A 20,282-nucleotide genomic window follows, 5' to 3' on the forward strand; every position below is an offset into this window, starting at 1 on the left:
AAGAAGATGTCTCAAATGATCGAGTTACTCCTTCATTTGGGACATCTTTTTCGTTTTATCTATTAATCAAGTTAAATTTGAATAATTTCTATTTAGACTAAACAACTTTTCAACAGTTTAAGATTGTAAGTTTCTTTTTCGTTACTAAATAGGAAACTTACAAAAAATTATTTTGTAGTAAGTATGATTAGTCCATTAATCCAGTATTGACAACCTCTAATATAAACATGTCTAAATCATTTCTATTAAACATATATTGAAATACCTCAATTTTAGAAAAAATCTTTTCCCTTAAAAAAAAGTAAAAATTATGAACAAATAATCAAACATGAAAACAGATTTTCGCGAAGAAAATGAAAGAATACTAGTTAGAAAAACTTGGTGTCTTATTCAAATACAATAAGGAGGAAATTGGTATGTCTGATATTGTAAAAATTGGCTTAATACAAGCCACTAATGATGTGAACGGAAATGAACCAGTGGAAAATCACAAAAAAGCTGCAATTGAAAAACATATTAAACTTGTTATGGAAGCGAAAGAAAAAGGAGCGCAAATTGTTTGTTTGCAAGAGATTTTTTACGGTCCATACTTTTGTGCTGAGCAAAATACAAAGTGGTATGATGCAGCTGAAGAAATTCCAAACGGGCCGACTACTAAACTGTTTCAGGAATTGGCAAAGTCACTTGGTATAGTCATTATTCTACCAATCTATGAAAGAGAAGGAATAGCAACTTACTATAATACAGCAGCAGTTATTGATGCAGATGGATCTTATCTCGGAAAATATCGTAAACATCATATTCCTCAAGTAGGTGTAGGATCCGAAGGCTGTGGTTTTTGGGAAAAATTTTATTTTAAGCCTGGGAATTTAGGATACCAGGTTTTTGATACAGCATTTGCAAAAGTTGGAGTTTATATCTGTTATGATCGTCACTTTCCTGAAGGTGCTAGGGTATTAGGTCTAAAAGGGGCTGAAATTGTTTTCAATCCATCAGCGACAGTTGCAGGATTGTCTGAATATTTATGGAAAATCGAGCAGCCTGCCCATGCGGTAGCAAATGGATATTATGTTGGTGCGATTAATCGAGTGGGGTATGAAGGTCCATGGAATATGGGTGAATTTTATGGACAGTCTTATTTAGTTGACCCTAGAGGGAATTTTGTCGCGACGGCAAGCCGCGATAAAGAAGAAGTAATCATCGGTGAGATGGATAGAAAGATGATTCGAGAAGTTCGGGATTTATGGCAATTTTATCGTGATCGTCGTCCGGAAACGTATGAAGATATGACGAAATTTCTTCCTTAATGATATAACAAGTGCAGGAAAAAACCGCTTTCTAACAGAGCGACTTTGTATGCTATTAGGAGGGTGTTGTCAGTGGATAGAGTTTCGGTGACAGATTTATCGAAAAACTTTGAAGAAGTACATCCTGGATTATCGGATAAAGAAGCGTATGAAGAAGCACACCGTTGTTTATATTGCTATGATGCGCCATGTATTAAAGCATGCCCTACAGGTATTGATATTCCCTCGTTTATTAAGAAAATTGGTTCTAGAAATTTAAAAGGTTCAGCCAAAACGATCATGTCATCCAATCCAGTTGGAGCAAGCTGTGCACGTGTTTGTCCAACAGAAGAGCTCTGCGAAGGTGCTTGTGTACTAAATTCTTCTACTAAACCAATTTTGATTGGAAATTTACAACGATATGCGACAGATTGGGCGATCAAAAATAATCAGGTGCTATTTCAGGCCGGGAAAATGAATGGAAAGACAGTTGCAATCGTTGGTAGTGGCCCCTCAGGTTTGTCAGCTGCACGTGAACTTGCCCTACTTGGCTATCGTGTAACGATTTATGAAGCGGAAAATCATGCGGGAGGATTAAATAGATATGGTATCGTTTCTTTCCGACTACCGAAGAATATTTCAAGTTGGGAAGTTGAGCAAGTAGAAAGCTTAGGAGTAAAAATACGTACAAATACTAAAGTTGGAAGAGATGTTTCAACAGCGTATTTGATAGAGAATTATGACAAGGTTGTTTTGGCAATTGGCATGGGGAAAGTACCTATGCTTGGTATCGATGGGGAAGATTTGAATGGAGTATACGATGCGATTGATTTTGTGAAAGAGACAAAATTGGGAGAGTTATCGAAAAGGTTTGTAGGGAAAAATATTGTTGTCATCGGAGCTGGGAATACCGCAATTGATGCAGCTACATGTTCTGTTCGATTAGGAGCAACAAATGTCAAAATTTTATACCGTAGAACAGTTGAAGAAATGACAGCTTACGAATTTGAATATGAATTTGCAAAACAGGATGGCGTCGAATTCCGTTGGTTAACAGCACCAGTACGAATCATTGGTGAAAACGAAAAAGTATCAGGGTTAGAGTGTATTCGTTTGGAGCTAGGTGATGTAGGAGAAGACGGTCGACGTCGTCCAATCCCTATAGTAGGTTCTAATTTTATGATTCCGGTAGATGGGGTCATAAAAGCTATTGGTCAATCCCGATATAAAGAGTTAATTGAACAATTTAAATTAGAGCATAGTGGTGGCGTGGTAAAAATCAATCAGGAAACCTTTCAGACATCCAATCCGAAAATATTTGCTTGTGGAGATGTTATTTTTGGGAAAGGGCTTGGGGAAGCAATGGTCGTGTCTGCGGCCCAGCAGGGAAAAGAAGTTGCTTATGCTATTCATCAACAGTTAAGTACTTAAAAGGAGGTACTTGCATGGCAGATTTACGAATTAATTTAGCGGGCATTGAATCACCTAATCCATTTTGGCTTGCTTCTGCCCCTCCAACAAATTCGGGATATCAAGTACAACGTGCTTTTGAAGCCGGGTGGGGAGGTGCAGTTTGGAAAACATTAGGAGAACCAATTATTAATACTACTTCACGTTTTGCTGCAATTAACTTCAATGGTCAAAGAGTTGCTGGTTTTAACAACATTGAACTTATTACGGATCGACCTCTAGAAGTGAATTTAAAAGAAATTTATGAAACAAAAAAAATGTTCCCAGATCGAGCAATCATCGCCTCACTTATGGTTGAACCGAAACAAGAAAAATGGCATGAAATCGTTAAAAGAGTTGAGGATGTAGGAGTTGATGGATTAGAACTGAACTTTGGATGCCCACATGGTATGGCCGAGCGAGGGATGGGAGCTGCATCAGGTCAAGTACCTGAATTAGTAGAGAAACAAACATATTGGGTTAAAGAAATGGCACAAACACCTGTAATCGTAAAGCTTACTCCAAATATTACGGATATAACTGTAACAGCGGAAGCAGCGGTACGAGGCGGAGCTAACGCAGTCAGTATGATCAACACAATCAACAGTTTAATGGGAGTAGATATAGATTCTTGGAATACCATTCCACACGTAGCTGGAAAAGGAGCGCACGGTGGATATTGTGGTCCTGCAGTTAAGCCGATTGCCTTAAATATGGTAGCAGAATGCGCTCGGAATCCACGCATTACAGTACCAATTTCAGGCATTGGTGGAATCTCTAATTGGCAAAATACAGTTGAATTTTTGTTAATGGGTGCTACTGGTGTTCAAGTCTGTACTGCCGCAATGCATCACGGTTTCCGAATCGTTGAGGACATGATTGATGGTTTAAATAATTATTTAGATGAAAAAGGTATCTCTTCTGTTATGGACATAGTAGGAAAGTCGGTTCATAAATATTCCGATTGGGGCAATTTAAATCTCAATTATCAAGTAGTCGCTAGAATAGATAAGGAAGTGTGCATTAACTGCAATAAGTGTCATATTGCTTGTGAAGACACATCACATCAATGTATTGATATGTTAGTAGAAGATAATGGAAAGCCATATTTAAAGGTTCGGGAAGAAGATTGTGTAGGATGTAATTTATGCGCCATTGTATGTCCTGTAGATGGTGCTATAAACATGGTTGAACTTCCGAGCGAACAGCCTTCGATGACATGGAATGAACGGCAACATGCCATTAGTAGTTTATCAACTAAGTATGAATAAAAGATAAACGAGAAAGGAAAAAGAAGATGAAAAAACTGATTCGAAATGGGACGATTGTTACTGCAACCGACATCTATAAAGCAGATATTCTTATAGAGGAAGGAAAAGTTTCTGCTATTGGTACAAATTTAAAAGGATCAGATTTAGAAATTATAGATGCTACAGGATATTATATTTTCCCCGGAGGTATCGATCCTCATACTCATTTAGATATGCCGTTTGGAGGAACAGTCACGAAGGATGATTTTGAAACTGGAACAACCGCGGCTGCATTTGGAGGAACAACGACAATTATTGATTTTTGTTTAACAAATAAAGAAGAACCACTTCAAACAGCAATTGAAAAATGGCATGAAAAAGCCAAAGATAAAGCGGTTATTGATTATGGATTTCATCTCATGATTGGTGAAATAAATGACAAGGTTTTAGATGAGTTTCCGAAAGTAATCGAAAAAGAAGGAATTACATCTTTTAAAGTTTTTATGGCTTATAAAAATGTACTACAAGCTGATGATGCAACATTGTATCGTACTTTAGTTTCTGCCAAAGAACTAGGGGCTCTTGTTATGGTACATGCGGAAAATGGTGATGTCATCGACTATCTAACAAAGCAAGCATTAGCTGAAGGGAAAACGGATCCAATTTACCATGCGCTGACGAGACCACCAGAATTAGAGGGCGAGGCAACAGGTAGAGCAGCTACATTAACGGGGCTTGTAAATTCACAATTATATGTTGTTCATGTAACTTGTGCCCAGGCCGTCGAAAAAATATCTGAAGCACGAGATAAAGGGTTTAATGTATGGGGGGAAACTTGCCCACAATATTTAGTTCTTGATCAAACGATGCTAGAAAAACCTAATTTTGAAGGAGCAAAATATGTTTGGTCGCCTCCTCTACGTGAAAAGTGGAATCAAGACGTATTATGGAACGCATTAAGGAACGGACAACTGCAAACTGTAGGATCAGATCAATGCTCATTTGACTTTAAAGGCCAAAAAGAACTTGGGCGAAACGATTTTACAAAGATTCCAAATGGAGGTCCGACGATAGAAGATCGAATGAGCATTCTATTCTCAGAAGGTGTAATGAAAGACAGAATTTCATTAAATCAGTTCGTTGACATCACTTCTACAAGAAGTGCCAAGTTATTTGGATTATTCCCTCAAAAAGGCACGGTTGCAGTGGGTTCAGATGCAGATTTAGTCATTTTTGATCCGAATATCAAACGAACGATTTCTTCTGAAACCCACCATATGGCAGTTGATTATAATGCATTTGAAGGAATGAATGTAACCGGTGAGCCTGTGAGTGTTCTAGTTCGGGGAGAATTTGTGATACGAAATAAGCAGTTTGTAGGTGATCCAGGAAGCGGGCAATACTTAAAGAGAAACAAATATGGGGAACAGGCGACTACTAGTTTATGAGAATGGGAGAGATAGGTTGGAGGAGATGTAGAGGAGGAGAATAGTAAATGACGTCCTATAAGGAATTTTTAAACGAAAAGGGTCAAATAGATTCTCTAATTGAAAAAGGATACAAGATTAATAACATCCGAGAGACACTTGATGGTGCATTTGTTGAATTTGAAAATCAAGGAGAAACAGTAAATCTTATTACTTTACACATAATGAATGCAGACACTCGGAAATATTTCGTTTCTCTCCTATTAAAGTATACTTAGGCTATTTTTAAGAGAAGTTGTAGAAGTGCTTATAGCGTACGTTTTATCTGCATTATTTATAAGAATAATAGATTAAAATGTAAAAGAACTAACGCATGCGTTAGTTCTTTTGTTTATTATCACTTATTACTCAAGTCGACTTGTAATCATTTTTTTTCTTGTATAGAATTCTACTCCATCTGATCCGTTAGCATGAAGGTCTCCGTAAAAAGAGTTTTTCCATCCCGAGAATGGGAAAAATGCCATAGGTGCTGGAACACCGATATTTACTCCTAACATACCAACATTGATGTTTTCTCGGAAGTATCGAATGCTTTTTGCACTGTCAGTAAAAATACATGCTCCATTCCCAAAATCCGATTTGTTTGTCAGCTCGATTGCTTCTTCAAGTGTATTTACTCGAACGATTGAAAGTACTGGTGCAAAAATTTCTTCTTTCCAAATTTTCATCGATGGAGTTACATGATCAAAGATTGTTGGTCCAATAAAGTAACCTTTTTCATTGTTGACCAAATCATTGCGACCATCACGTAATAAGATGGCACCTTCTTGAACACCACTTTCAATATATTGTTCTGTTCGTTCACGATGCTCTTTACGAATTACCGGACCTAGGAACACATCATCCTCTAATCCATTTCCAATTGTAAGATTATGTGCTTCCTGTGTGAGTTTTTCAATGAGAGGCTCCGCAATGTCTCCTACCGCTACGACAACTGAACATGCCATACATCGTTCACCAGCAGAACCGTATGCTGCCGTTATAATTTGGCTAGTAGCTTCATCTAAGTTGGAATCTTCTAAAACTATACTATGATTTTTTGCACCGGCTAAAGCTTGAACGCGCTTACCATTTGCTGCAGCAGTTTTATATACATATTCAGCAACCGGCTGAGAACCTACAAATGAAATGGCAGATACATCTTTATGTCGAAGCAAACCATTTACGACTTCATTTGCTCCATGAACTATATTAAACACACCTTTTGGTAGCCCAGCTTCATGGAATAGTTCAGCTAAACGATTTGCAAGTAAAGGTGTCCGTTCAGAAGGCTTTAATATAAAAGTGTTTCCACAAGCAATAGCTAATGGGAACATCCAGCATGGTACCATCATTGGAAAATTAAATGGTGTAATTCCACCGATAACCCCTACAGGATAACGAAACATTGCAGATTCGATGTTTGTAGCGATATCTGGTAATTGTTTGCCCATCATAAGTGTTGGTGCACCGGCAGCAAATTCAACACACTCAATTCCGCGTTGAACTTCTCCATATGCCTCTTTTATACTTTTACCATTTTCAATTGTTATTAATTTAGCAAGTTCATCCCAATGCTTCACTAATAATTGTTGAAATTTAAATAGTATTCTAGCACGTCTCGGAACCGGTGTTTTACTCCAAGTAGAATAGGCATTTTTAGCAACTAAAACAGCACTTTCTAAATCTTCGGATTGGGACAAAGGAACAAAAGCTAAAATTTCTTCAGTTGCTGGATTAGGAACAGGTATTTTTGTAGAATATGGAGAAGCCTCTACCCATTCACCATTAATAAAATTTTTTAATACTTTTATATTGGTCTGTATAGACATTGTGTCTCACCTCAATAGAATTATGATAGAGTTGCAAATGCATTTAATAATGTGTTCACAATAAAATCAATTTCATCGTCTGTTGTTGTAAATGGTGGAGCTAAGGTGATTATATTGTTAAACCCAGGAACTGTATCTCCGTTTTTGCCGATAATTAATCCATGCTCTTTACATTCAGAGATTATTTTTAATACCTTCTCTGGACTAGCAGGTATTTTACTAGTTTTGTCCTCAACAAGCTCTATTCCTACAATAAAGCCAAAGCTTCGAATGTCTCCTACATTTTTATGCATCAGCAAACTATCTAATTTTTTACGGAGCTCAGTACCTAGATAGGCTGCACGTTCAATTAAATTTTCTCTTTCAATTATTTCTAAGTTTTTTAATGCAATAGCACAAGAAGCTGGATTTCCTCCAAAAGTGTTCACATGGCGAAAATGATTATCTGGTCCCGGTTTTTTAAATACCTCATATAGCTCACTGCGAATTGCAGTTGCTGATAGTGGAGAATAGGCACTGGTCATACCCTTTGCCATTGTGACGATATCGGGTTGTACACCGAAGTTTTGATGTCCAAATTTTTTGCCGGATCTCCCAAAACCACAAATTACTTCATCAACAATAAGTAGAATACCGAATTTATCACAAATTTTTCGAACTTCAGTTAAGTATTCAGGTGGGGGGACGATGACTCCACCTCCAGTAATCACAGGTTCTAAGATAATACCGGCAATTGTTTCTGCGCCTTCATAGTTAATTACATCTTCATACGTTTTAGCACATGCAAGACCACATTCTCCAAATGTTTTGTCAAAAGGACAACGGTAACAATAGGGTGGGGCAACATGTATAAAACCTGGCGATAACGGTTCGTATTTCGTTTTACGGTGGGCTTGGCCTGTCGCACTTAATGCCCCCATTGAATTACCATGGTACGCACGATATCTGGAAATAAATTTAAAACGTGAAGGTTCTCCATTTTGTTGATGATATTGTCTTGCAATCTTAAAAGCTACTTCATTTGCATCAGAGCCAGAATTAGAATAAAAAATGCGATAGTCACCACCAAGCCATTTATTTAACTGTTCAGCTAATAAGATGGAAGGTACATTGCCCTGTGACATTGGAACATAAGGAATAGCTTGTATTTGTTCTGAAGCGGCTAAAGCAATTTCTTCTCGACCATAGCCAACATTAACGCACCATAAGCCTGACATTCCATCTAAGTAATTTTTTCCGTCAATGTCAGTTACAGTACTATTCTTACCTGATACAAGAATCATTGGATTCGGATTGTGAGGTGTCATATGGTGCCAAACATGTTTTCTGTCTATTTCAAGAAGTTCTTCCTTAGAGAGGGTAGTAGAATGAGATTCTTTTACATTTTTTTCATTCACTATAAAGTCACCAACTTTCTCTATTTAACTGCATAATAAAATGAAAGTTTTAATCATTCTTATACATATTTTATAAGGATTGTAGGATTTTATGATTCGTTATGTAATATTAATTATTGGAGATGAAAAGAGCAGAAATCTGGGGCGTACAAGAAAATTAATGATTATATAAAGACTGCAACTACTTTGATAAAGTTAAAAAACGTGGAATTAGTCATTATACATAATAAAAAGCCTGAATCATCTAACTTGGGTTCAGACTTTAGTCTTGATTATAAACAGGTAGAATTACTGGGGCATAAGATTTAACTATGCATAAAAAATAGAACCTACTATTCCTGAGATTAATAAGATAAGAGCAGGATGACATTTGAATTTACCTAAGGAAATGAAAGATAAGATAAAAATTAGAAATAAGCCAATTGATTTGAACGAAAGATTCGTAGAAATTAAATCATTCGAGAGGGCAAATTTAATAGCTGCAAATAATATCAAACTCGTAACTATTGGTCGCAATCCATAAAAAATTGACTGAACAATTGGATTCTGATTTAGCTTTTGAAAACATGTTGCTACAATTAATACAAGTAGAAAGGATGGTAACAGCATTCCGAGTGCTGAAACAATTGCGCCTAAAAATCCATTTATATGATTTCCTACAAGAATAGCACTATTTGTAGCAATTGGGCCAGGAGACATTCCTGCTACTGCAACTATGTTTGTCAGGTCTTGGGATGACATCCAATGGTTTTTCATCACATCTAAACCTAAGACTGAAATAATACTATAGCCACCACCAAAGGATGCTAAACCAAGTATAAAAAACATTTTAAATAATTCCCACAAAATCATAATTTTTCCTCATTTATTTCAAATTTTATTGTCGAAGTAAATTAATTAATATCAAAAGATTCGTTACTTTTCTGTCTTTCAAATTTACCTTTTTTATCGCTTTTTAATTGAATAAAGAATTTTACTATGCCAATTAGGGCACCAATTAAAATAGCTAAAAGAGGATGAATAAAAAAAAGTAATGGAATTGAAATGATACATAGAAAAAAAGTGAACTTATCAATAATGGCTGTTTTACCTACTTTTATTGCCGCATAGACAATTAATGCTATGATCGAGGCCCTAATCGATAGAAATGCGCCATTTATTTCTGGTTGATCTTTAAGTAAACTATATACATAACCTAATGTAAGAACGATAAAAAATGTAGGTAGGGAAACACCTAGTACTGCTGCAATAGCTCCTCTTATCCCACCTATTTTGTGGCCGATAAAAGCCGCAGAGTTTATAGCGATAGCTCCTGGTACGGATTGAGCTAATGCAAAAATATCTGATACATCTTCTAATACTAACCATTTATTTTTATTTACTACTTCTTTTTCAATTAATGGAATCATGGCATATCCACCACCAAATGTTAAAGGAGCAATTTTAAAAAACGACCAAAAAATTTGATATAACTGTTTCCAATTACTCTGCATGTTGTCCTCTACTTTCTTTTCGTAAATTCGTGTTCCTTAACACACATTTGTTTATCTTGTTTTCTGTATCGTATCAATAGAAAATAAAATAGTAAATTGCAATAATTGCATGGGGTATAACAGACTTTTATAGGTCAGCATCTGAAATAAATAATGAATGAACGATTTGTTCGAGAGTAATTATAAAATTGGAGTTGTTTGGATTGAATATAGAAAATTTGAAAATGTTTTGTTTAGTAGTTGACGTAGGAAGTATTAGTCAGGCTGCCCGTTTAAATTATGTTTCTCAGCCAGCTGTTACTAGGCAAATTCATCAATTGGAAAACTTTTATGGTACATTGTTGTTTGATCGATCAGAGGGGAAATTGAGAGTCACTGAATCAGGTAAGTTGCTTTATCCTTTTGCCAAAATAATTGTAGATGACTTTTATAGATCTGTAGAATCATTACAACAGTTAAAAGGAGAGTACGATGAAAGTCTTAAAATAGGTGCATCACCCACAATTGGGGATTACTTATTACCATGCTTACTTGGAAGTTTTAAAAAACAAAAACCGGAAATAAAACTAACTTTAAATATTAGAAACACACCGAGTATTTTAGAAGATTTATCAAATGATGTAATAGATTTGGCGCTTGTAGAGGGGATTGTCGAGAACACTAGCTTTATTGTAGAAGAGTTTACAGAAGACGAATTAGTGCTGATTTGTCCCAGTGACCATCCATGGAGTAACCGAAAAGAAATTGAAATTGAAGAACTTATAAATGAACGAATTATTTGGCGTGAAGCAATCTCAGGTACACGACTAATAGTAGAAAACAGTTTAAGAGAATTTGGTATATTACATAAGCTTGAAAGTTATTTGGAAATTGGAAGTACACAAGCCATTAAAAGTGCGGTTGAAGCGGGACTTGGTATTAGCATTTTATCTAGATTAACTGTTGCAAGAGAGCTCAAGCAAGGATTACTATGCAATGTTAATGTGAAAGGATTTGAGTTGAAAAGAAAGTTATGGCTCGTTAGAAAACCGAAAAGATTTGATAAACTAAGTGTTTCGAATTTTATTGATTTTATTAGAAGTAACCATTTTGAAAATGAGTAAAGTGAACTAGAATGTTAATTATCCTAAGCCTTTTTACAAAAAAACGCTATTCTAACCCATATGAAAATCCACACAAAATAACATAGAGCTTATATACTGTTAAGACTGTTAAAAATAACCCATTTCAAGTATTTTTAGTGGAAAGCAGTGTAGAATGAATGAATTATTTTTGTGTTATAAATATGAATAATAGTAGGGGATGAGTATGTATCCAACGGAAAGTCAAGACCTATACTTAGTTCGATTAGAGGATAAGTTAGTAAGTTGCATAAGTTCAGCATTAGACGATACGAAAGGCCAATTGAAGGAACACGTCATTAAACGTAGATTCCCTGAGCCAATGTCTAACGAGGATGTACAATCGATCATAAGCGCCATCAACAAATTTACTGCGATGAATAAGCCATTATTATGTAGACGACACAATAAAGAAGCGTTCAATTTGCAAAATTTCGAATCGTATTTGACGCAGTATCGTACATTATCTGGATTTTACGAATTACCTCTCGAAAACGAATTAGTCCGTAGTTTTACGGAATGTGATTAACAAAAGCCCCGTATCTAGTAGTTACGGGGTTAATTTTTTATTCTCTTATTGTAGAATTCATCAATTCTAGTATATCTGCAAAGTCTAATGGAGATTTTAGCTTTACGCTTTCTGCAAATTGAGCTACAAGCTTTAATGTTTCTACGCTTTGGACAGGGTAATGACCAGCAGCACTTTCAGCAGACAACATGACTGCATTCGTTCCATCCATTATGGCTTGAAATACATCCGTCACTTCTGCTCTTGTTGGTAATTTTGAATCAACCATCGATTGTAGCATTTGAGTGGCGGTAATGACATATGTACCATTCCGATTACACTCACTTATCATCGCCTTTTGTAAAAGTGGAATCCACTGAAAAGGAAGCTCCACGCCAAGGTCACCACGAGCAATCATCAGTGCATCCGTCTCTTTACAAATTTCTTGGAAATTACGGACAGCCTCTGACGTTTCAATCTTTGCAATTAACTGAGGTGTATTTCCTTTTTGGGATTTAATAAAATTTCGTATTTCTTTTAAATGCGATGACTTCCGAATAAACGAACAAGCAATGTAATCAACTTCCTCTTGTAATAGAAATTCAATATCTTGTTTATCTTTTTCGGTAATAGCGGGTAAACTCGATACTACTCCTGGAAGGTTAACACCTTTATGTGACGATATTTCTCCACCTGTTTTTACAGTAGTCGTAATTTGTTTTTGATCCACATTCGTAACAATCAATTCGACCGCACCATCGTTTATCAGTATTCGATTTTCGGGCTTCACGTCATGGACTAACCCTTCATAATCAACACTTGCTTGATTACGATCGCCAACTACTTCTTCAATGAGAAGTGTAAAGGTCTGTCCGTTTTTAAGTACGACTTTTTCATCTTTTATTTTTCCCAATCGAATTTTTGGACCCTGGAGATCACCTAATAATTTGATTTGATACCCTGACTCGATACAGAGCGATTTAATTGATTGAATAACACTTAAGTGACTGTCGTGGGTCCCATGAGAAAAATTCAGTCGGGCAATTGTCATTCCGTGATTGATCATGTCTTTAAGAACTTCTTTATCAAAACTTGATGGCCCAATGGTACATATTCGATCAATCGGCATAGGAATCACCTCCATTTATTGGAACTATTATGCCCAAGACTAAACGTTTTTTATTATTAATTAACTACACTTGACAACAATATGATGTCAATACTGAAATTAAAGCCTTAACGGATACGATTATTTTGAAGTTATTAAAGAGCGGAGTTAAATATGGTTGAGAAATAACGAAATTGATTCATTCAAACTCCAGTGGAGATTTCTGCAAAGACAAGAGATCTAATGGAAATGAAATTATTATAAAAGAAAGGTAGGAATGAAAAGTTTCATTTATTGCTGAAATACAAATCAAAAAAGGAAAGACGACATAAATTAAATCTAAATTTGAGGATTTTTTACTAGGTTCAAGGTGATTTTTCAGGAAAAGAGACTAGTTTCAAAATTGAAACTAGTCTTTTTTTTAGTTTATAATAGATAGTTTAATTTGAATAATATCATTTAAATCAATTCAAATAAGAATTACTTCATTTGTTTTTGTAGTAATACTTTTCTACTACAATACTCTATAATTTCTTTTCTTTTAACCATTCCAATAAAAACTTCATTGTCATCAATAACAGGTACAAAATTTTGTTCGATAGCTCTAGAAAATAGATCTTCGATTTCAGCGTTGATATGAACAGGTTCGTTTAAGTTGTGCAAAGATATTTCATTTAAACGTATATCTTGGGTGTTAGTAAAAGTTAAACTTTGCGTGTTTTTTAGTTTCCACAGTAAATCGCCTTCAGTTAGTGTACCTGCATATTTTCCATCATCATCAACTAAAGGTATGGCAGAATATCGATGGTATTCCATTTTTTCAAGCGCTTGGCGCATTGTTGAATTTTTATTCATGTAAATAAGGTCAACTTTCGGGGTGAAGAAAAATGCTATATTCATTAAAACGTTTCTCCTATTGTAAATTTAATCATATTAATTATTTTTTACTTTTAATGTTAAATGGAACAAGTTGTCATTACTAATCTTATTAATATAACCAACCACTTCGATTACAGGATGATTAATGTCTAATATGTTTGTTTTTAAGCCTGATTCATTCGGTATTGTCACAGTTAATGTTACTTTTTCATCAGGTTTAATATTCAACTTATTTCCCTTTGCTTCAACTTTAAAAGGGTTATTTCGAACACCTTGTGGTAGTTTAATGTTGTAGTGTAAATATACACTACTCTGTTTAATAGTTTGAGTAGAGTTATTGTACAATTTAAAAGTATAGATTGTATTATGTTTATTCCGTTTTTTATTAATCAAATTAATATTTATTTTTGGTACATTCGGTTTATTCTGAATCTGATCTTTAGTTTTTGACATTTGGTAGCCTAGGGTTAGGATGAGACAACTCCAAAGTACTATTTTTTTTATGTCTCTCATTTCATGTCACCTTCTAAGATTTTGATTTTTTTATCCTATTCCACTTAAAAAAGAGCATAAAAAATACACTGAGGCTTACCCAGTGTTTTGAAAATTCACCATAGTATCCCCTCCCGAAACGCTTACGAGGTTAGCTGTCGGATTCGGGCCTTGAGAGTAGCCCTACTTTTAATAAAAGATTCACCCCTAGCGGTATTCCACCGCATAATTGGTTCCCCCGCTTCAAAATGAATTCAGCGAATATAGATTATGAAATTAGTAAAGCAATAGTACTCCTGTACGATCCAAATTGTAAATAAAGAAAAATACATAAAAATCGACACGGATTTTCGGATAGATGTTATAAATGTGTTCAAATTTTTATTAATCAACCAATAACTGCTAAAGACATTCAGCATTTCTTTTATTTATTAGAAAAACGAACAGAAAGGTATATTGAAATATCTACTATGAAAATATTAAATTATATTTTCATAGTAGATTAATAATTACTTATTATTGATCTCAAATAATTTACTTATATTTTGATCCATTATAAAAACTTCAATTCGTTCACCTGTATTCGTGCTAATATCACTATGACTAGATAACACTTTGCAACCAGTGAATTTTTCAATAATTGCTTCATATTCTTTACTATACATTTCTCTTAGAACTTGACGCATTTTTTTTACAAGTCCTTTTCCTGTACTATGAGAAACAAGATGTTTTTCTTCTGTTGTTAAGACGCCTTTAAAACGAAGAATTATCATATCTTCGACAAAGTACGTTTTTGCTTCTTGAGGTCCTCTACCAATCAGATCTCGCTGGAATTTAATAAATGCTTCACTTAACTCAATTTCAAGCCTTTTTTTCGATTGTGCCATTAAAATCTCTCCAATACACTTTATTTAAGAACAAAATAAAAAGCCACGAGAAGAGGACTCTTCTCGTGGCTTATACATTCCAATAAGTATCTTGAAATAATAATAACACGATCAAGTTATTCTCTCTTCATACGCTTACGAGGTTAGCTGACGGATTCGGACTTGAAAAGTAGCCCTACCTAAAAGGATTCACCCCAAGTGCAATGCACCAATTGGTTCCCCCGCTCATAAATTATGATTAAGCGATTAAAGCAAATTATATTTTGTAGATATGATTTATAATACCTAGTTTAAAATATTTGTAAAGTGGAAAAATTTATTTTTATAAAAAATAAATAAACAGTACTAATAATACTTCGGTAAAATATAGTTATAATGAAACGTTCGTTTAAATTATTATTGAAGATTCATCATTAATTATTTGTTTTGTTAATTTTTAAAAAAATCTTTACAAGCAAAAACCTTAGGATTATAATCAAATCAACAATTTAAATATCGGCTTAATTACGATTTGTTCGTAAACGGAGGAACCAATTTTTTGGGGTTAATTCTACAATGTGTAGAAGGGATGAGATACTCTTTCGCCATCCTACCCGACAGCTAACTTCGTCAGCTAAAGCGAGGGAGGTCAGTAGACCGCCTAATTCGAGCGGGTTTTTTATTGCCTTTTTGCAGTAATTTACCTGAGCGAGTAATTATGTAGGTCTTTTTATTTTGCAAAAAAATAATAAAGAGGTCTGTTTTTTAGAAAAGAACAGGGCGACAGAACACAAAGAAAGCTTTAAGCTGGCTGGGTGTTAGGTAGACCAATGAGTACTTTTCTTCCAAATGTGAATTAACTTCAAACTAATAGAATAATAGTATCTTTTTACACAGGATATTGTTTATTACTTATTAGTTTTAAAGTTATTCAGCAGGGAGAATTGTAAGCATTGGTCTATTTTTATTATCTTAGGTTGATTCAGTCTGAAAGCGGATGATAACAGAAGAAAATATCATATAAAAATTTTCTAGGGGGAATCTGGAATTGGCAAAATATTACTAAATTGAATAATAGTTTTAAGGGATTATATGAATATTCAAAAGGGAATTGTACGCACTATAGTTGGCAAAAAGAAAGGTGATTAAATATGATAAACGATTTAAGCATGATTGTTTTATTAGTTGTGATCTTTGCGGTTTTTTGGGGATTTACATTATTTTGTGAAAAGGCATAAAGGGGGAGTTTAGAAATGCTAATACCAGCATTGATAGGAATTGTTCTTTTTCTATATTTAATATTCGTACTAATTAAACCAGAAAAGTTTTAGTAAATTCAGATGAAAAAGTGGGAGGAATTATAAAATGTCCATGGGAATTATACAGGTAGTCGTCACGTTACTACTAATAATTTTATTAGTGAAACCCGTTGGTAACTATCTTGTGAAAGTATTTGATTATGAAAAAACAGGTTTAGATCGTTTTTTTGGCCCTGTTGAAAAATTTATTTATCGATTAATTGGCGTTCGAGAAAATGAGAAGATGGGATGGAAAAAATATATTTTATCAATGTTACTTTGTAATTTTGTAATGTTGCTGATCTTATATGCAATCTTTAGATTTCAAAAATACTTACCTTTTAATCCAGATCATATAGGTAATATGCCTTCAGCATTAGCTTTTAATACAGCTATCTCATTTATTACAAATACAAACTGGCAAGCTTATAGCGGTGAAAACACACTTTCATACTTTTCACAAATGATGGCCATAACTTTCCCAATGTTTACTTCAGCGGCGACAGGATTTGCTGTTGCAATTGCTTTTATTCGTGGTTTAGTTGGACGCCAAGATAATCTAGGCAATTTTTACGTAGATTTAGTACGTGCAATTACTCGTGTATTGTTACCAATCTCTTTTATTGTAGCATTATTTTTAGTCTTTCAAGGTGTTCCACAAACACTTCACGGTGCAGCTGATTCAACAACAATGGAAGGCGTTAAACAAATTATTACTAGAGGACCTGTTGCCTCATTAGAAGCAATTAAAAATATTGGAACAAATGGCGGTGGATTTTTTGGAACCAATGCAGCACATCCATTTGAAAATCCAACTCCTTTATCTAACTTAATACAAATTTTAAGTATGATGCTTTTACCAACTGCATTGGTTTATGCATTTGGAGTAATGGTTAAGAACAAAAAACAAGGTTGGACTGTGTTTGCAACAATGGGGATTTTATTTATTTCGCTACTTGCAGTCGTTTTTGTAGCTGAATATAATGGGACACCAGCTTTACACTCTCTTGGTTTAAATGGAAATATGGAAGGGAAAGAAGTTCGATTTGGTTTATCAGAATCAGCTTTATTTACAGCCGCAACAACAGCCGCAACCACTGGTGCTGTAAACACAATGCACGATTCTTTAACACCAATTGGAGGCTTTGTTCCGTTAGTAGAAATGATGTTAAATAACGTATTTGGTGGTAAAGGTGTAGGTTTGTTAAACGGTCTTTTATATGTAATTCTGACTGTTTTTATCTGTGGATTGATGGTCGGACGTACGCCTGAATTTTTAGGAAAGAAAATTGAAGGGAAGGAAATAAAGTTAGCTTCAATTGCAATATTAATACACCCGTTAATTATTTTGGTCCCAACCGCAATTGCTTTAGCTTTTAAAGGATCAGTCGCTTCGATATTAAATCCTGGATTCCATGGATTATCAGAAGTTATATATGCTTTCACGTCGGGTGCTGCCAATAATGGTTCGGCATTTGGTGGACTTACTTCAAATACGGATTTCTATAATATAACAATAGGTTTAGTTATGTTATTAGGTCGATATATATCGATAATAGCTATGTTAGCAATTGCTGGGTCATTTTCTACAAAGAAAGTTGTTGCAGCATCATCAGGAACATTCCGAACAGATACACCACTGTTTACAGTGATCTTATTAGCTATTATTTTAGTCGTCTGTGCATTAACGTTTTTCCCAGCGCTTGCACTTGGACCGATAGCAGAGCATTTAGGGATGTTTTGATATTTTGGAGCGGTAATAACTAAGGAGGAGACCTCATGGCAATTGAGAATAAACCATTATCAAACGAAATAAAAATTCAAGCAGTAGTAGATTCATTTAAGAAATTGAATCCGGTCGCAATGATTAAAAATCCAGTAATGTTTGTAGTTGAAGTTGGAACTTTGATTACATTAATTCTTTCTATTAAACCAGATATTTTTGCTATAAGTACTGTAGGAAGAGGATACAATATTGCAGTATTTCTAATTCTTTTATTTACTGTGTTATTTGCAAATTTTGCTGAAGCACTAGCAGAAGGACGTGGAAAGGCACAGGCAGATACACTTAGAAAAACAAAATCAGAAACGATGGCAAAAGTAAGACAAAAAGATGGTTCTTATCAAGAAGCACCATCGACTTCTTTACGAAAAGGTGACATTGTTCGAGTAGACACGGGTGAGATTATACCTTCAGATGGTGAAATTATAGAGGGTCTTGCATCAATAGATGAATCAGCTATCACAGGTGAATCAGCACCTGTTATAAAAGAAGCTGGAGGAGATTTTTCTTCCGTAACAGGAGGAACTAGAGTAGTTTCAGATTATATTATTGTAAAAATCCAAACAGATCCAGGCGAATCATTTATAGATCGTATGATTTCGTTAGTAGAAGGAGCAGCTCGTCAAAAAACACCAAATGAAGTGGCATTAACAACTTTATTAGCTGTGTTAACATTAGTATTTTTGATTGTTATTATGACGCTTGTTCCAATAGCTAATTATTTAAATGTTTCGATTGATGTAGCAACATTAATTGCTCTGCTAGTATGTTTAATTCCGACTACGATTGGTGGATTATTATCTGCTATTGGAATTGCTGGGATGAATCGTGTTACACAATTTAATGTATTAGCTATGTCAGGTAAAGCAGTAGAAGCTGCTGGTGATATAGATACGATGATCTTAGATAAAACAGGTACAATCACATTTGGAAATCGAATGGCAAGTGAGTTCATCCCAGTAGGGAAAATAACTGAAAAAGAAGTAAGATTGGCTTCTTTACAATCTTCTGTTAAAGACGAAACGCCAGAAGGTCGTTCAGTAGTTGAATTGGCGCATAAGTTTGGGATTAGCTGGGATGAAATTGAATACAAAGATGCAGAAATAATCGAATTTACTGCAGAAACTAGAATGTCCGGTTTAAATTTAAAAAATGGAACGGAAATAAGAAAAGGTGCAGTAGATGCAATTAAAAAATATATAACTGCTAAAGGTGGAAGTATTCCTACTGATCTTGAAGCAAAATCAAATGTTGTAGCCAAAGCAGGGGGCACGCCACTTGCAGTTTCGATAAATGACAAAATTTATGGAGTAATATATTTAAAGGATACCGTTAAACCAGGACTAAAAGAACGATTTGATGAACTAAGAGCAATGGGAATTAAAACTGTTATGTGCACAGGTGATAATCCTTTAACAGCTGCAACGATTGCAAGAGAAGCAGGGGTAGATGAATTTATTGCTGAAGCAAAACCAGAAGATAAAATTGAGGCAATTAAGAAAGAACAAGCTGAAGGGAAACTTGTTGCAATGACAGGTGACGGGACAAATGATGCTCCAGCTCTAGCTCAAGCAGATGTAGGTTTAGCGATGAACTCAGGTACAATGGCAGCAAAAGAAGCAGCTAATATGATTGATTTAGATTCAGATCCGACGAAACTATTGTCTGTTATTGCAATTGGAAAGCAACTGTTAATAACACGTGGATCATTAACAACTTTTTCCATTGCAAATGATATTGCGAAGTACTTCGCGATTATTCCTGCGCTATTTATTATGGCAATACCGCAGCTTCAATATCTTAATATTATGGGATTGAATTCACCAAAGTCTGCAATTCTATCAGCTTTAATATTTAACGCTATCATCATACCGCTCCTGATTCCGGTTGCAATGAAGGGTGCGAAATATAAGCCAATGGATGCAAATAAACTTCTTTCAAGGAACTTATTAATATATGGACTTGGAGGAGTGATTGCACCGTTTGTTGGAATAAAAATCATAGACATATTAGTATCAACACTACAATTTGTGTAATTGAAGAGAATGGAGGAT

Annotated in this window: 18 protein-coding genes and 3 riboswitches; of the genes, 10 read left to right on the top strand and 8 right to left on the bottom strand. The window is 34.8% G+C overall.

The window, feature by feature from the left end; all coding sequences use genetic code 11:
- Positions 1-416: 416 nt before the first annotated feature.
- From B7R65_RS09985 to B7R65_RS10005, 5 genes are all read left to right on the top strand, one after another.
- Complete coding sequence (locus tag B7R65_RS09985; protein WP_088042611.1) at positions 417-1,307, top strand: nitrilase-related carbon-nitrogen hydrolase; 891 nt, start codon at positions 417-419, stop codon at positions 1,305-1,307.
- A 72-nt stretch (positions 1,308-1,379) separates the two neighbouring features.
- Positions 1,380-2,717 (top strand): NAD(P)-dependent oxidoreductase, encoded by a 1,338-nt coding sequence (locus tag B7R65_RS09990; protein ID WP_373419558.1) that lies wholly within the window; start codon positions 1,380-1,382, stop codon positions 2,715-2,717.
- Positions 2,718-2,731: 14 nt separating this feature from the next.
- Positions 2,732-4,006, top strand: coding sequence for an NAD-dependent dihydropyrimidine dehydrogenase subunit PreA (gene preA / locus B7R65_RS09995; protein ID WP_088042613.1), 1,275 nt, complete (start codon positions 2,732-2,734; stop codon positions 4,004-4,006).
- A gap of 26 nt (positions 4,007-4,032) precedes the next feature.
- The gene (hydA, locus tag B7R65_RS10000; protein ID WP_088042614.1) at positions 4,033-5,433 is read left to right on the top strand and encodes a dihydropyrimidinase; all 1,401 of its coding nucleotides are present in this window, start codon (positions 4,033-4,035) and stop codon (positions 5,431-5,433) included.
- A 47-nt stretch (positions 5,434-5,480) separates the two neighbouring features.
- Positions 5,481-5,690, top strand: a complete 210-nt coding sequence (locus B7R65_RS10005; RefSeq protein ID WP_088042615.1) for a hypothetical protein — start codon at positions 5,481-5,483, stop codon at positions 5,688-5,690.
- A gap of 126 nt (positions 5,691-5,816) precedes the next feature.
- Here the strand turns inward: B7R65_RS10005 and B7R65_RS10010 are convergent, their stop codons facing one another.
- The 4 genes from B7R65_RS10010 to B7R65_RS10025 all read right to left on the bottom strand — a co-directional run bounded on the left by B7R65_RS10010 (position 5,817) and on the right by B7R65_RS10025 (position 10,173).
- A complete protein-coding gene (locus tag B7R65_RS10010) occupies positions 5,817-7,283 on the bottom strand; it encodes a CoA-acylating methylmalonate-semialdehyde dehydrogenase (protein ID WP_088042616.1) in 1,467 nt (488 codons plus the stop codon).
- Positions 7,284-7,303: 20 nt separating this feature from the next.
- Positions 7,304-8,680 carry an aspartate aminotransferase family protein gene (locus B7R65_RS10015; protein ID WP_088042617.1) on the bottom strand — a complete coding sequence of 459 codons (1,377 nt, stop codon included), beginning with the start codon at positions 8,678-8,680 and terminating at the stop codon, positions 7,304-7,306.
- A 309-nt stretch (positions 8,681-8,989) separates the two neighbouring features.
- Complete coding sequence (locus B7R65_RS10020) at positions 8,990-9,532, bottom strand: chromate transporter (RefSeq protein ID WP_256941247.1); 543 nt, start codon at positions 9,530-9,532, stop codon at positions 8,990-8,992.
- 41 nt (positions 9,533-9,573) lie between these two features.
- Positions 9,574-10,173, bottom strand: coding sequence for a chromate transporter (locus B7R65_RS10025; RefSeq protein WP_088042618.1), 600 nt, complete (start codon positions 10,171-10,173; stop codon positions 9,574-9,576).
- A gap of 203 nt (positions 10,174-10,376) precedes the next feature.
- Here B7R65_RS10025 and B7R65_RS10030 point away from each other — a divergent pair, with 203 nt between their 5' ends.
- Entirely contained in the window at positions 10,377-11,276 is a 900-nt protein-coding gene (locus tag B7R65_RS10030; RefSeq protein ID WP_088042619.1) for a LysR family transcriptional regulator, read from the top strand.
- A 205-nt stretch (positions 11,277-11,481) separates the two neighbouring features.
- Positions 11,482-11,823 (top strand): hypothetical protein, encoded by a 342-nt coding sequence (locus tag B7R65_RS10035; protein ID WP_088042620.1) that lies wholly within the window; start codon positions 11,482-11,484, stop codon positions 11,821-11,823.
- Between the two features lie 37 nt (positions 11,824-11,860).
- On the opposite strand, the gene B7R65_RS10040 is transcribed toward B7R65_RS10035, so the two are convergent.
- The 4 genes from B7R65_RS10040 to B7R65_RS10055 all read right to left on the bottom strand — a co-directional run bounded on the left by B7R65_RS10040 (position 11,861) and on the right by B7R65_RS10055 (position 15,168).
- Positions 11,861-12,931: a pyruvate kinase gene (locus B7R65_RS10040; protein ID WP_088042621.1), complete on the bottom strand. Its 1,071-nt coding sequence runs from the start codon at positions 12,929-12,931 to the stop codon at positions 11,861-11,863.
- Between the two features lie 459 nt (positions 12,932-13,390).
- Positions 13,391-13,810 carry a CBS domain-containing protein gene (locus B7R65_RS10045; RefSeq protein ID WP_088042622.1) on the bottom strand — a complete coding sequence of 140 codons (420 nt, stop codon included), beginning with the start codon at positions 13,808-13,810 and terminating at the stop codon, positions 13,391-13,393.
- Positions 13,811-13,843: 33 nt separating this feature from the next.
- The gene (locus B7R65_RS10050) at positions 13,844-14,242 is read right to left on the bottom strand and encodes a hypothetical protein (protein WP_142288234.1); all 399 of its coding nucleotides are present in this window, start codon (positions 14,240-14,242) and stop codon (positions 13,844-13,846) included.
- A gap of 164 nt (positions 14,243-14,406) precedes the next feature.
- Positions 14,407-14,551: riboswitch (cyclic di-AMP (ydaO/yuaA leader) on the bottom strand.
- A gap of 239 nt (positions 14,552-14,790) precedes the next feature.
- Positions 14,791-15,168, bottom strand: coding sequence for a Na-translocating system protein MpsC family protein (locus tag B7R65_RS10055; RefSeq protein ID WP_088042624.1), 378 nt, complete (start codon positions 15,166-15,168; stop codon positions 14,791-14,793).
- Positions 15,169-15,284: 116 nt separating this feature from the next.
- Positions 15,285-15,423, bottom strand: a riboswitch (cyclic di-AMP (ydaO/yuaA leader).
- A 232-nt stretch (positions 15,424-15,655) separates the two neighbouring features.
- A riboswitch (cyclic di-AMP (ydaO/yuaA leader) is annotated at positions 15,656-15,798 on the top strand.
- Positions 15,799-16,400: 602 nt separating this feature from the next.
- On the opposite strand from B7R65_RS10055, the gene kdpF reads away from it, so the two are divergent.
- The 3 genes from kdpF to kdpB are packed head-to-tail and all read left to right on the top strand — an operon-like array spanning position 16,401 to position 20,264.
- Positions 16,401-16,478 carry a K(+)-transporting ATPase subunit F gene (gene kdpF / locus B7R65_RS21975; RefSeq protein WP_088042695.1) on the top strand — a complete coding sequence of 26 codons (78 nt, stop codon included), beginning with the start codon at positions 16,401-16,403 and terminating at the stop codon, positions 16,476-16,478.
- Positions 16,479-16,518: 40 nt separating this feature from the next.
- Positions 16,519-18,189 (top strand): potassium-transporting ATPase subunit KdpA, encoded by a 1,671-nt coding sequence (kdpA, locus tag B7R65_RS10065; RefSeq protein ID WP_088042696.1) that lies wholly within the window; start codon positions 16,519-16,521, stop codon positions 18,187-18,189.
- Positions 18,190-18,224: 35 nt separating this feature from the next.
- Positions 18,225-20,264 carry a potassium-transporting ATPase subunit KdpB gene (kdpB, locus tag B7R65_RS10070; RefSeq protein WP_088042625.1) on the top strand — a complete coding sequence of 680 codons (2,040 nt, stop codon included), beginning with the start codon at positions 18,225-18,227 and terminating at the stop codon, positions 20,262-20,264.
- Positions 20,265-20,282: the final 18 nt, after the last annotated feature.

This window comes from Bacillus sp. EAC, from assembly GCF_002156875.1.
Taxonomy (GTDB): domain Bacteria; phylum Bacillota; class Bacilli; order Bacillales; family Bacillaceae_G; genus Gottfriedia.

Excerpts from the sequence above, each read along its gene's own strand:
- kdpA (WP_088042696.1), top strand. The coding sequence starts at position 16,519 with ATGGGAATTATACAGGTAGTCGTCACGTTACTACTAATAATTTTATTA.
- B7R65_RS09985 (WP_088042611.1), top strand. The coding sequence starts at position 417 with ATGTCTGATATTGTAAAAATTGGCTTAATACAAGCCACTAATGATGTG.
- preA (WP_088042613.1), top strand. The coding sequence starts at position 2,732 with ATGGCAGATTTACGAATTAATTTAGCGGGCATTGAATCACCTAATCCA.
- B7R65_RS10005 (WP_088042615.1), top strand. The coding sequence starts at position 5,481 with ATGACGTCCTATAAGGAATTTTTAAACGAAAAGGGTCAAATAGATTCT.
- B7R65_RS10025 (WP_088042618.1), bottom strand. The coding sequence starts at position 10,173 with ATGCAGAGTAATTGGAAACAGTTATATCAAATTTTTTGGTCGTTTTTT.
- B7R65_RS10020 (WP_256941247.1), bottom strand. The coding sequence starts at position 9,532 with ATGATTTTGTGGGAATTATTTAAAATGTTTTTTATACTTGGTTTAGCA.
- B7R65_RS10035 (WP_088042620.1), top strand. The coding sequence starts at position 11,482 with ATGTATCCAACGGAAAGTCAAGACCTATACTTAGTTCGATTAGAGGAT.
- B7R65_RS10055 (WP_088042624.1), bottom strand. The coding sequence starts at position 15,168 with ATGGCACAATCGAAAAAAAGGCTTGAAATTGAGTTAAGTGAAGCATTT.
- kdpB (WP_088042625.1), top strand. The coding sequence starts at position 18,225 with ATGGCAATTGAGAATAAACCATTATCAAACGAAATAAAAATTCAAGCA.
- B7R65_RS10040 (WP_088042621.1), bottom strand. The coding sequence starts at position 12,931 with ATGCCGATTGATCGAATATGTACCATTGGGCCATCAAGTTTTGATAAA.
- B7R65_RS10010 (WP_088042616.1), bottom strand. The coding sequence starts at position 7,283 with ATGTCTATACAGACCAATATAAAAGTATTAAAAAATTTTATTAATGGT.
- hydA (WP_088042614.1), top strand. The coding sequence starts at position 4,033 with ATGAAAAAACTGATTCGAAATGGGACGATTGTTACTGCAACCGACATC.
- B7R65_RS10050 (WP_142288234.1), bottom strand. The coding sequence starts at position 14,242 with ATGTCAAAAACTAAAGATCAGATTCAGAATAAACCGAATGTACCAAAA.
- kdpF (WP_088042695.1), top strand. The coding sequence starts at position 16,401 with ATGCTAATACCAGCATTGATAGGAATTGTTCTTTTTCTATATTTAATA.
- B7R65_RS10045 (WP_088042622.1), bottom strand. The coding sequence starts at position 13,810 with ATGAATATAGCATTTTTCTTCACCCCGAAAGTTGACCTTATTTACATG.